This window comes from Enterococcus caccae ATCC BAA-1240 (assembly GCF_000407145.1).
In the GTDB taxonomy this organism is placed as follows: domain Bacteria; phylum Bacillota; class Bacilli; order Lactobacillales; family Enterococcaceae; genus Enterococcus_L; species Enterococcus_L caccae.
In genome coordinates this window covers 387,791-400,808 of sequence record NZ_KE136474.1, presented here as the reverse complement: position 1 = coordinate 400,808, position 13,018 = coordinate 387,791, and the positions used below count along the sequence as shown (strand labels likewise).

Here is a 13,018-nt window from a genome sequence, read left to right as displayed (position 1 = left end):
TGCTAAAAAAGAGGCAATAACTGGAGGCTGAAAGATGAAAATCCAATTTCTAGGAATCAAAAATCAAGTAAAAAAATCTGGCTGTTCATCTTGTGGTAGCAAACAAGTGTCAAAGCATACATTTCAGCGTGAAGCACGAATGGTTTTACCAAGTGGGCAAACAAAAACGTTTTATGCAGGTGAAATGTATGAAGTGAAGGAACAAGATGGGCACTTTTTGATCGAGCAGACCTATAGTTTGAATGGACAAACTGTACAAATGTTTAAAGCAGGATAGAAGCTGATCGGGCTAAACGGCTCACTATGCTTTTAAAATTAGGAGGAAAAAAAATGGCTAAAGAGAAAAAAACAAAAGAAGTTGCTAAGAAAGATACTGTAGATTTACAAGTATTTATTCAGAGAAAATTACAAGTATTGAATCAAAAAAATGGTGGAAGATATGAGCGCGACGCAACACGTGTCGTTCAAAATAATCAATAATAGGGGGAATTTTAAATGACAAGATGTAGTAATGATACATTGATTTCTAAAATTGGGATGAAATCTTTAAATAAATTAATGGAAGTTGACTTTGCCGTATTAACGGATATTGACAGCTGTGTGAAAGTAAATACAAAAAATTATATTGACTATAACGGAACAAGTGCAGTTTACAATGTTTACAGTACACCCGAAGATATGTTCAATTGTTTAGCAGAAGGCTGCAAAAATTCAGGAACATTAACTGTTATGAATGCTGCTGGATCAGTAGCAGGTGCTTCTTTTGGAGTCAATGCGGATGCAACAGAATTTGCGGCAGGAGTGATTACTTACTATGTTCATTTCCCAGCAGCAGGAACTTATGGAGTAGAGACGACTATTTCTGATATTGCGGATCAAAATCAATCTGATTCAGATATTTATCAAAAACAAGTTATTGTAAAAGAAGCAGGTTTCCATCCAGTAGTTATTGATTTGTCTAAACTTCCAGAAGCTGGCAGTGGTTTAGGTTGGGCAGCGAGCGAGAATGGGATCATCATTCATGTAGATGTAACACCAGAAAGTTCAATTATTTCGACAATTGGTTTTTCTTCGATTTATGTTTATAACAGCATTGAAGATTTTGAAGTCAATGATGTTGTTAAAATTGGCTGTATTGATGAATTTGCAGGAGAATTAACCGTTGATCCAGTTGAAGCAAGCTGTTTCGGTGCAGGCTACGATGCAACAAGTATTGCAATCGAAAGAACATTGACTGGTAAGAGCGCAACTGCGAATTACTGGAAATTGAACCCATTAATGTCTAAAGGAACATTGACAAGCGGCTGGCTTATTCAAACAGCAGAAAAAGCAGTTTCTGCTACTACAATTGATGGCGTGGACTACGGTTATGTTCAACTTGCGGATATGAATATGGATGAATGTGCCTTTACATCAGCTGCAATTGCTGATAGCTGTAACGTAACAGAATCGTTATTGAACCGTGTAAATACACCAGCAATCGTTGAAATCAATGAAAAACAATTTATCGTTTTAGCAGATGGAAAAATCTTATTCCATAAATCATTAGTAGGTAAAGATCTAGTGATCAGCTATCCGAAAAAAGTTGATGTTGAGCACTTTGTTGGAAATGAAGACGTATTGGATGCTCGTCGTGTGCGTATGTCATTTACACAAGAACAAACAGATGGTGTGAAACAAAACTATGTGTATAACAATGTCTTGATCACTTCATTCCCAGGAACAGTGAACAACGAAGAAACTACATTTGAATTTACGATTTCAGTACAACGCGATAAAAACGGTAACTTCTTTGAAATGTACCGTGTAGCAGAATAATAAAAATCATTTAGCTTTGCGGGCTAGCTCTTCGGAAAAAAGATAAAAATTGAATGAGGCAAAAAGCACCTCAGTTAATTTTTTCTCTTTTTCTGCCGGAGCTTCACGAGCCCGCTATGCTTTTATCATTATCTAGCTTCACGAGCTAGCACCTCAGAAAAAAGATAAAATATGAGTGAGACAAAAAGCGCCTCAATCATATTTTCCTATTTTTCAGTCGATGCTGAACGAGCTCGTTCAGCTTTAAAACTTATCTAGCTACATGAGCCAGTTTCTCGGAAAAAAGATAAAAAATAATTATGGCAAAAAGAGCCATCCTTATTTTTTCCTATTTTTCGTCGAAGCTAAGCAGTTCATTACGCTTTTAAAATTATCTAGCTTTAAGAGCTAGCCTTTCGGGAAAAAGATAAAATCTGATTGTGACCAAAAGTGTCACCCTCATATTTTCCTATTTTCCAGTCAAGGCTGAACGAGCTCTTTCAGCTTTTAAAATTAGGAGGAACAGAGATGGAAGAAAAAGGCATGAAAGCCGCTGATTTTTTAGCGATCAGCAATAATTTGAAAAAAACGAATGAAAATGATACCCCTTTTGCGGTGGTAAAAGATCAAGAGGTGTCAGTGATCGGTGATGCAAACAAAACCGAAGTGAAAAAGGCTAACTACAGCGTGAGATTCCGTGTCCCTCAAACTCATTTTGAGCAAAAACCGGAAGGCGCTAAAGAAGTTGGATCTTATTATGTTTTCAGCGTTGAATTTGGAGATGTGACGATTACACCACGTTCAGATTTAAGAATTGTTGATGCAATCATGAAAATTATCCCATTTTTCAATAAATTGAAGGAAAATGGCGATATGGAAGATTTTAGCAAAGAAGAATTACTGTCTGTTTTTGTAGGTGCAGGTGATGAAATTCATTTAGCTATTTACAATTTAGTAGCAACATTCTTAGGGATCGATGATCAGATGGGCGAGTATATGCTGCCATTCTCTGTCATCGAAAACCTAAATAAAATCATGGAAAATCATCCAGAAGTCTTCAATGAAGCAGATGTTTTTTTCGGTTAATCTACAGACAAGCTTGTGAAAATGAGACTTCGGTAGAAAAAGAATCAGAAACATTTTTTGCAAATCTAAATATTTATACGTATATGGCGCATTATGTAGCGAAAGTATTAAAGCAGCGTCCGAATCTTATTTTAGATGGTTGGGGCGTTGCTGAATTATTGGTGGCTTACGGGCAATATGCGAATGAAGAAAGTTACAGTAATTTTCTGGAATGGAAATCACTTGGTAATGAGACGAAACGAAAAGTTAAAAAGCCAAAAGAGTATGCGGTCTTGTTTTATACGAATGATGATTTGGCGGATTAATTGGTTTTTACAAAAACATCAGAGACTCAGACAGAGTCTCTTTTTTTGTTTACTACTCTAAAAAAGCATCGATCAGGTATGAACGATATCCGAATTTTTCGGCTAAATTTCTGTTGTAAGATGGTAGTATCGAAAGAAAAGGTAACTACTATTTTAAAGGTATGGGCAATTGCTTATACCTTTTTTTACCATCATTATAAACAGAAATATTTCAAAAATAAGAAAGGAGGCGGCAGAGTGGCAATAGAAAAAATATCAATAGATATGAAATCCAACTCTGAAGAAATCGCAAAGCAGCTTTCTAAAATAGACAGTAAAATCAAACAATTAAAAATAGAGAAAAGTAAAGTTCAATCAAGTGTTAAAAAACTTGAAAAAAGTCTAAGTGAGTTTAAAGGATTCAGCTTTATAGAAGATGCAGCTAATTCCATAGAATCAGGAGCAACAGCGCTCAAAGAAGTCAACGATAAAGTGCCATCAGATTTAAGCAAAATTGGGCCAAAATTAGGGAATATGGGCATCGCTATAGTAGGTATGGGGACTTTAGCAGTTATAGCTGGCACATTAGCAAGTGGCGATGGAAAAAAAGCTCAAACGGGTTTTAAAACGATTCGTGACATCGGAAAATTATTAGGAGAATCGGCTGAGACCATGAGTCAGATCGCCGCAAAAGTGCCATCAGATTTAGGCTCGATGGGTTCCCGCTTAGGAAATATGGGAATCGCCATAGTAGGAATGGGCGCATTAGTAGCGATAGCTGGAAAATTAGCAAGTGGTGATGCCAAAGTAGCGAAAACAGGTTTTAAGACGATTCGAGACATTGGTAAGCTATTAGAAGAAGCAGCGGAGACGATGAGCCAAATCGCCGCAAAAGTGCCATCAGATTTAGGCTCGATGGGTGCTCGCTTAGGAAACATGGGGATCGCCATAGTAGGAATGGGTGTATTAGTAGGGATAGCAGGAAAGCTAGCGCAAGATAACCCCAAAGAAGCGAAAAAAGGTTTCCAAATGATTCGAGAAATCGGCAAATTATTAGAAGAAGCGGCCGAAACGATGAGTCAAATCGCTGCCAAAGTCCCAGCAGATCTTGGAGAAATGGGCTCAAGATTAGGAAGTATGGGGATCGCCATAGTAGGAATGGGCGTATTAGTAGGAATAGCAGGAAAATTAGCCCAAGGTAATCCCAAAGAAGCGAAAAAAGGCTTCCAAATGATTCGAGAAATCGGCAAATTATTAGAAGAAGCAGCCGAAACGATGAGTCAAATCGCCACAAAAGTGCCATCAGATTTCGGCGAAATGGGCTCTCGCCTAGGAAGTATGGGTATTGCAATAGGTGGGATGGGCATTTTAATCGCCATCGCTGGAAAGCTAGCACAGGATAACCCAAAAGAAGCGAAAAAAGGCTTCCAGATGATTCGAGAAATCGGTAAATTATTAGAAGAAGCAGCTGAAACGATGAGTCAAATTGTCGCAAAAGTGCCATCAGATTTCGGCGAAATGGGTTCTCGTTTAGGAAGTATGGGGATCGCAATAGGTGGAATGGGTCTATTAATAGCAATAGCAGGAAAATTAGCGAAAGACAATCCAAAAGAAGCGAAAAAAGGCTTCCAAATGATTCGAGAAATTGGAAAATTATTAGAAGAAGCAGCTGAAACGATGAGTCAAATTGCGACAAAAGTGCCATCCGATTTTGGAGAAATGGGTTCTCGCTTAGGAAGCATGGGAATCGCGATAGGCGGAATGGGTGTCCTAGTAGCGATAGCAGGAAAATTAGCGAAGGATCATCCTAAAGAAGCAAAAGCCGGATTTAAAATGATTCGTGATCTTAGTAGCCTACTAGGTGAAACAGCAGAAGCAATGGGACAAATTGCTGCCAAAGTGCCAGGTGATTTTGGTAGTTTAGGTGGAAAACTTCTAGCTATGGGCGCTGCAATCGGAGGTATGGGTCTTCTTGTAGGTGTCGTAGGCTTGTTAGCAGAAAAAAAACCAGATATTGCTATGGCTGGATTGGAATCTATCGGAGGAATCATAAGTCTCCTAACAAAAGCAGCCGAAGCCATGAAACAAATCGACGAAAAAGTACCAGATGACATTGCCAATGTTGCGGCCAAACTAGCCAATATCGGTATAGCAATCGGGGGCATGAGTGTTCTAGTTGGAGTTGTCGGTGCCTTGGTATCATCAGGTGTTGGTGCATTGATTGCTGGAGCAGGATTAGCAACAGTCTTTCTAGTAGCAGAAGAATTGATGCATGTTTCAGAAGCACTCTATCAGTTAGAGCAGAAAGTACCAGATGATACCTCAAGCATCAAAGGAAAAATAGAATCTGTTACGACAGCAATCGGTTATTTCACTGCAGCTAATCTAGGTGGTGTGCTAGATTTATTCAAGAATGCTGTAGGAGCTCTAAATACTGCAGTTGTAGCTGAGGGAATTATCCAATTAGCAAAAGTGGGAAAAGAACTTCAAAAGTTTGAGGATATTACTATTCCTGCGAATATAGAATCGAAAATCAATGAAATTCAAAGCGTCTTCGAATACTTGAAAAAAGGAGTAGGCTTCTTTAAAGAAATTGGTCAGTTTTTCAGTGGAGGAAAAACAGATACGAAAATCGGAGAAGATGCGGCAAAAGCTGTGGGGAATTTAGCTGATGTAGCTAAAGCCATCGAAAAGCTTGAAGAAACTGAGATAAAAGATCCAGAAGGATTAAAAGACAGAATCGAAGAGATTCAAAAAACATTTGAATATTTTACCAAAACAAAAGGTTGGTTCGATGATGTAAAACGAGCCTTCAAAGGTGATAATATCGATGACGGTGTTGCAGAAGACGCTAAAAACTATGTAACTCACTTGGTTGGAATCATGGAACAGCTTGATAAAATCCAAAAAACGGAATTAAATTTTAGTGATGTTATAAGTAAGCTACAGAACGTTCAGGATATTATAAAAGGTTTTGAAAAAATTGATCTCAATATGAAGTTGGATGTTGATACTCTAAAAGCAACAGTTGAAAAGGCTGAGTATCTAAGCAAATTGATTGGACATTTGAAAACAGCTATGGGATTTACATTTGATGCGAATGATGTTACTAAACTGAAAGAGACCATTAAAGGAATCAAAGAAGCAATCAAGGAAATCCTAAGTACCGACTTTACACCTAGAGATGAAAATGGAACCAGAAGCAACATGCCTGACTGGACCTGGGCGATGGAAAGAGATATCCAACAAGCAATTGATAAGTTGGGGAAATTAAATGAACTAGGGGCTAAGCTTAAAGCTGCTCTGAAATTTGAGTTTGATGAAGGAAGTTTTGCAACATTCGAAGACAGAGTAAAACTCATGCAAGATACGATTCGGAAGGTATTGCTTACCGATTTTTCACCTACAGATGAAAATGGTAATCCAGAAGTTTTTGAAGCATGGGATGAAAAAGAATCAGTTATCACGAAAGCAGTAGGTAAATTAACTCAACTCAATTTAATGGGTGCACAGCTTGAGGAAGCTTTGAGGTTTAAATTTGATTCGAATAGTACAAAGCAGTTTCAAGATACAATGGATGAGATTGTGAAGGCTGTTAAGATAGTTGATAGTTTCAAGCTAGAAGATACTGCTCAAACTGATAATGTTCCAGCTACTAATAGCGATAATGGATTATTATCATTAGCAGATACTAAGTTAAAAATTGATACTCAGACAGAGCCAACTTCTCCGCCTACAGATGAAGCAACATCATCAAATGGAGATAGCCTTATGTCAAGGATAGCAGAAGCTAAGAAAAGAATAGAAAAAGTTTCGGAATTGATAAATCTAATCCAGAATGTTCCGCAATTAAATGCAGAGGAATTTGGATTAAAAATAGGAGCAGTAAAAGCTTGTTTACAGAAGATTCAGGAATTTGTTACGGATAAAGATGCTGTTGCAAATGCAGAAAAAATCACCAGCAGTGCGGATGCTTTTACAGAATTAGCTGATACATTAAATGGATTACTACCAAAATTCACAGAGTTTGGTAATGGATTTGCAACGAATATTATGGCAGAATATAAAGCTAAGAATCCAACTAAAACTATCGCTGATGACTTTTCAGCTCTTATCACAACTCTTGAAGGCTACTATCAGAAGTTTACTGACATTGGTACCAAATATACTGAAAATCTAACTAAGGGGCTTATTGAATCAATACGAAGTATACCAAGTGAGATTAAATCCGTAGTTGATGGAATGAATATGGCAGATTCTGTGATTATGACAACTTTTGGAAGTATCGGCACAAGAATGGGGAATTCTTTAGTCGAAGGCTTTAAAGGCGCAGTTGAGGGACTATATGTAAAAGTAGGAGCAACTAATAAAAACAAGAGTTTAATAACACCAATTTATCCAGCGAAAGGAGGGTTAGTCCCTGATTATTTAGCTTCTGGTGGTTTAGCCGGTATTTTCAAAAAGAAAGGTACCGATACTGTACCAGCCATGCTAACACCGGGTGAATTCGTTCAGCGTAGAGCTGCTGTTAGTACCTTTGGACTGGATTTTATGAATAAAGTAAACAATCTTGATGTTCGTGGAGCATTTAGCGCATTGACAGGTAGATTTAATACTCAGTCAATGCTTATTCCGGCTGTTTCAACTGTTGTCAATAATGTTAACCATACAACAAATAATGCTAATAGAGTAACACAAAATGTAGTTGGTGGAAATGCTGATTATATTATGAAACGAGCAAGCAGGTATCTGAGATAAAGAAACCAAAAGAATGTTATATTGCAAAATTAATGATTTAGTGAAAAATATTTTGATATCTTGGATGTATAGAAATGTGTTTACCCTAGTGAATAATATATGTTAAAATAGATTTGTATTTTTTACATTAGGAGGAAAATAATGAAGAGATTAGTGTTAGTATTGTTATTAGTAGGAGTATCACTAACTGCTATAGGATGTAATTCTAGTAAAAATAATGAAGAAAAATTAGCAACTTCATCATCAGTAGAACAAACTACGGAAAATACATCGGTTAAAAAAGATAAAAAGATGAAAGAAATACAGGAAGATTTAGAAGAAAAAGCTGTAGAAATTAACCAATACAGTGAGATTCTATCGTTTACTAGAGAGAAAGGTATAGACTATGATTATTTTGAGCTAGATTTTGTAATTAGTAATAAAACCAATGAAGTTCTTGAATCATCTCTTGTTCTTAAAGGGAATGTAGACGGTGAGAAAAAAGAGACATTGCACTATGATGTGAGCAAAGGAAGGTTAGTAGAGTCATCATATTCAAATACCGATATTAATGCTTTAGCCGAAGTCCTTAAAAGCTTAGATTACTCAGATAAAGATATAGTTGATTTTGCTCAATGGTACTATCAAAAAAATAAATAAAATAATAAAAAAGAACAAGAGCTAAATAAAGCTCTTGTTCTTTTTTATATACCTAATCAAACCAAAGAAAGGAGTAAACCATGACAATTTTAAACAGAAAATACATCCAATTCAACGACCTCGTAATCGATAATTACGAAATGCTGCAATCAGCAGATCTTAGCGGCGGCTTCAAAACAGGCACAACAGAATATAGCTTCGGTCATGGAAGCTACGCCAATTTTAAAGCCAAGCAGCAGTTTTCCATGGAGCAATCACTAAGTATGACGCTAAAACTCGACACAAGAAAATTGAGTTGTGATCAAAAGCAATTTTATAAAGACTATGTCTTCATGAATATTGTCAAAGCAGGAAAATTATGGGCTATTGAAGGCGAACAGCTATTATGGACGAATGCCTTCATCAAAGATTTCAGTGAATCCTATTCAACAGAACGACATGTTGTCAATATTGATATCGACTTTGTATTATACGAAGGGATTTGGCATAAAGCAGATACAAAAAAAGTTTTCCTAAAACCATATGTAGCTTGTAATTTTATGGAATGTTTAGATTTTCAGGAAGTCGACGAGTGTCAAGAGTGTTGTATTTCTTGCAGTCAAACAAAACATGAATCCTGTCCAAAATGTGTCTGTGAATGTGAATTTCTAACTGGTGAAAATTCACTTTGTGAACTGAAAAAAGAAGTTGCTAGCGCTTTTTATAGCCAATGTGGTGATACCTATCAAATCATTTATAACTGCGAGGCAGGGAAAAATATTTGGTCTGAAGAGAAAATGCTAGGACATAAAATCTGTAAGGCAGAGCCGTGTAAAGACATTATTGCAGGGCAGTTTTATAGTGACACGATCCTGGACAGTGATAAGGTCACGATCACCATGATTGGAGCAATGAAAGATCCAGTCATTACCTTAAATGGCAACAAGATGCAGATTTTAGGTGAATATAACGGCAAGCTGACATTGACGGCTAACGGTGAGATTTATTATTTAGAAGATAAGTGCTGTTCAGAAAAGGCGATCAACATCAATCAGCTTGTCATACCAATTGGCAATACATTTGGTTTCACTGTCCATCATGGAACAAATGGCATCATTGTAGAAACCAATAACTGTTGCGAAATGACTTGCGTGTATGTCAAAGTCGACAGATTAACAATTTAAAAAAGGAGGGAAATAAATGTCTGAGTATTGTACAGCGTGCGGCGCTCTAAAGGAATACGCACCGAACTTTGTGAAGAATGGCATCACAGATAAAGAATGTAAAAGCCTGCAAAAAGATACGGGCTTAAACCCAGATTTGAAAGAATTGCATAAAAATTGCGAAGACCTTAATGATATGTTGGATTGTTTACTAAGCTCGCTTCAAGATAAACTGCCGGCATATGATGTATGTGACTGGAAAGAGTACATGAAAGAACTAACGAACAATCTATACACGATTCAAAAAGCTCAGATCTGTTGTGAATGCGGTCAATGGGCAAAACTTCATGAAATTGAAGATTCCATCAATAAATTATGGGCAAAAATGGCGAAAGTCGAAGCAGCTTTAGATGCCTTAGCTGCCCAAAAATGGGCGGTCGATGTGCGCCGTGTAGTGCAATCTGAAGTACCGGAATTAAAGATTCACATTGATCGCTCGGGATATTTTGAATTTAATTGGACTGATTGGGATATGAATGGTTCTGTTATCACCAATCCAATGGGGCGAGGAAAACTTACAGGAAGAATCAACTTTGGGATGACTCAAGAAAATGGGATGAATGCGAAATGGCAAGTTAGAAGTGTGACCTTGGATACTGTGACGTACCAATCGTTGAAGGTTAGAAGTTTAGAATTTATTATTAAGTTTTATGTACCAACCATTTCAGGAGGAACGCTGGAATATGAGCGTCCTCACGATAGCATGAAAAGTTTCACCGACAAGATCAATAAAACGATTCCCATCAATTTAAAAGGGGTTTTAGGCTCTGGCCAAAATAGTGGTTGGTTACAAATTTTTACCTTTAAAGATCAAGGAAAAGTGTTAAGCAGTATTGTGGATGGGCAAGTTAGATTTTCCAATAAAAATCTGACATCTGTTCCACCTTATATGTAGAAAAGGAGATGAAAAGAATGGCTGATTATTGTACAGCATGTGACAATTTAAAAGACTATGCAGCGAATTTTATCATAAATGGTATTACAGAAAAAGAATGCAATAGCCTGAAGAAAGATACGGGGTTAAATCCTGATCTAGATGTTCTTCACACCAACTGTGAGGATTTAAACGATCTTAACGACTGTCTGCTTGGGGCTTTAAAAGCTACTTTAGCAGATCAGAGTGTATGTGATTGGAAAGAATTTATGGATCAATTAATGACAAACCTACAATTGATGAATAAAGCAATGGTTTGTAGTGATTGTGGGCAATGGCTCAAAATTCATGAATTGGAAGATTCGATCAATAAATTATGGGCAAAAATGGCAAAAGTCGAGGCAGCGTTAGATGCGTTAGCTGCTCAAAATTGGGAAGTAAATGCTACTTATACGATCGACTATTCTACACCAGAAATGAGTGTTGCGATCGATAGAAGTACAGGAAATTTTGTTTTTAACTGGACGGATTGGTTAAATAGTTCCTACACCACAAGACTAGGTCGAGGCCGTGTGACGGGAAAAGTCAATTTCGGGATGGGACAAGAAAGTGGTTTAACTGCAAAATGGCAAATTCGAAGTGTAACAGTGAATAACTGTACATATAAGTCGGAACATGTCAGTGGTGTGAATGAGTTTGTGATCAATCTATATGTTAAAAGCGATCAAGAAGCTCGCATATTTCAGGTGAAACATAACACGACAGAAGATAAGACTTGGGCAATCAACCAAACAATCAATATTGGGATGAAAGGTGTCCTTCCACCTGGAAGCGACAGCGGCTGGATTCAATTTCTTGAAGTCTTTAACGATAGCGTAACAAGTCCACTGGATGATCGTGCGAATGTAAAAATTCAGTTTGCCAATAAAAATAAAGCACCCGTTTCACCATATGTTTAGAGACTTGGTGTTATGGAGGAGAAAAAAGAAAAGAGAGGATGAAAGAAAATGACAGATTGCCAAGCGTGTGACGAGTTAAAAGCAACTAGCCCAGAATTCGTTTTACATGGGATTAGAGAAAAAGAGTGTAAAAGCCTACAGAAAAACACAGGATTGAATCCAAAATTACCCGTATTACACAATAACTGCCAAGATTTAAATAACATGAACGATTGTTTATTAGGCTATTTAGGAGAAGAACTTTCTGCAGTTGATATGTGTGATATTAAAGACTTTATTCAGAATTTTTTAAATAACCAACGATTGATGAATAAAGCTTTGATTTGTTCTGATTGTGGACAGTGGGATTTGATTGAAAAAATGTTAGATGCATTATTGAAAATCATCGAAAAATTAAAAGAAATCGGTGTTTGGGAAGGCGGCCTTGAAGGTGGATTTATTCATGGTAAAGGGATTGCTGGAGGGAATATCAATTTATTTGGTGGTTCTCCTGATGGTGCGCATTATATTAGAACAAATAATAAATCAACAGAAAATGATTTGGCTGGCGGAATCAATGCAGCATTGTTGAAACAGCTGAAAGCTGAATTGAAAGAAGAACTAAAAGCCGAATTAAGAGAAGGTGAATAATGATGGCTGAAAAAAATTATGCTCCGATTCGAGGAAGCTGGGGACACGATCCGGGCGTTCCAGGAGACGTTTATATCGCTGGGGCACCCACAGCAGCACAGTTTCAAGCGATGCCAGGAAATCCACCAGGGTTTCCTAAAGCAAGTGGGTACGGGGAAGGTGTTACGGCTGAAAATGTTAGTGGTAATCTATATAGATTACGTCTTTCGTTGGTAGCTTACGGAACTAGAGCGACAACAGGGAACTATACGCCCTATGTTTATGCAGGTAATTTAGCAACAGAGTATGACTGGCAATTGATCGTTGCTAAAACATCAGCACAGACAGAAAATCCAGCGAGTGCATCTTATACACATGCATTTACGGAGACGCTCAAAAAAAGATATTACGGCACGCAACCGTTATATGCAATGACGGGCTGGAATAATGCACATTCTCAAAATAGCTCTGGAGGAACTTGGTACAACGAGGTAACGAAGAATACCTTTGATGCTACTGATATCACTTGGCTAAAAATAACAATATATGGGGATGATACGTTTCCTCTTGCCTATAGTTACATCAGATTTGCGGATATCATTGATGATTACCGCCCAATGGCGATTAGAAAAAAAGGTACATGGAAATCATTAGATAATAAAGGTGGCTTTTGGCAGATTCGCAAATCAGGCAAATGGGTCGATGTTCCAAAAACGTTAGTTAGTGATGACGGTAAACCAAATAAAAGTGCCAATCAAATTCGCAACGGTGGAATATGGAAAGCGCAAAGTAAAATAGGGAGGTGATTTT

The 13,018-nt window shown here is 37.3% G+C and carries 12 protein-coding genes; all 12 read left to right on the top strand.

What is annotated here, in order from left to right; all coding sequences use genetic code 11:
- Positions 1-34 precede the first annotated feature (34 nt).
- Positions 35-277: a hypothetical protein gene (locus tag I580_RS12325; RefSeq protein WP_010770300.1), complete on the top strand. Its 243-nt coding sequence runs from the start codon at positions 35-37 to the stop codon at positions 275-277.
- Positions 278-330: 53 nt separating this feature from the next.
- The gene (locus tag I580_RS17110) at positions 331-480 is read left to right on the top strand and encodes a hypothetical protein (protein WP_010770301.1); all 150 of its coding nucleotides are present in this window, start codon (positions 331-333) and stop codon (positions 478-480) included.
- A 15-nt stretch (positions 481-495) separates the two neighbouring features.
- Positions 496-1,818: a hypothetical protein gene (locus tag I580_RS12320; protein WP_010770302.1), complete on the top strand. Its 1,323-nt coding sequence runs from the start codon at positions 496-498 to the stop codon at positions 1,816-1,818.
- Positions 1,819-2,325: 507 nt separating this feature from the next.
- Complete coding sequence (locus I580_RS12315; RefSeq protein ID WP_010770303.1) at positions 2,326-2,883, top strand: hypothetical protein; 558 nt, start codon at positions 2,326-2,328, stop codon at positions 2,881-2,883.
- 83 nt (positions 2,884-2,966) lie between these two features.
- Entirely contained in the window at positions 2,967-3,188 is a 222-nt protein-coding gene (locus I580_RS12310) for a hypothetical protein (protein ID WP_010770304.1), read from the top strand.
- A 237-nt stretch (positions 3,189-3,425) separates the two neighbouring features.
- Positions 3,426-7,925: a phage tail tape measure protein gene (locus I580_RS12305; RefSeq protein ID WP_010770305.1), complete on the top strand. Its 4,500-nt coding sequence runs from the start codon at positions 3,426-3,428 to the stop codon at positions 7,923-7,925.
- Between the two features lie 141 nt (positions 7,926-8,066).
- Positions 8,067-8,564: a hypothetical protein gene (locus tag I580_RS12300; protein WP_010770306.1), complete on the top strand. Its 498-nt coding sequence runs from the start codon at positions 8,067-8,069 to the stop codon at positions 8,562-8,564.
- A gap of 80 nt (positions 8,565-8,644) precedes the next feature.
- A complete protein-coding gene (locus I580_RS12295) occupies positions 8,645-9,727 on the top strand; it encodes a hypothetical protein (protein ID WP_010770307.1) in 1,083 nt (360 codons plus the stop codon).
- Between the two features lie 16 nt (positions 9,728-9,743).
- Positions 9,744-10,661 (top strand): hypothetical protein, encoded by a 918-nt coding sequence (locus tag I580_RS12290; protein ID WP_010770308.1) that lies wholly within the window; start codon positions 9,744-9,746, stop codon positions 10,659-10,661.
- 17 nt (positions 10,662-10,678) lie between these two features.
- A complete protein-coding gene (locus I580_RS12285) occupies positions 10,679-11,599 on the top strand; it encodes a hypothetical protein (protein ID WP_010770309.1) in 921 nt (306 codons plus the stop codon).
- A gap of 48 nt (positions 11,600-11,647) precedes the next feature.
- Entirely contained in the window at positions 11,648-12,229 is a 582-nt protein-coding gene (locus I580_RS12280) for a hypothetical protein (RefSeq protein ID WP_010770310.1), read from the top strand.
- Positions 12,229-13,014, top strand: a complete 786-nt coding sequence (locus tag I580_RS12275; protein ID WP_245558624.1) for a hypothetical protein — start codon at positions 12,229-12,231, stop codon at positions 13,012-13,014. Before I580_RS12280 ends, I580_RS12275 begins: the two co-directional genes overlap by 1 nt.
- Positions 13,015-13,018: the final 4 nt, after the last annotated feature.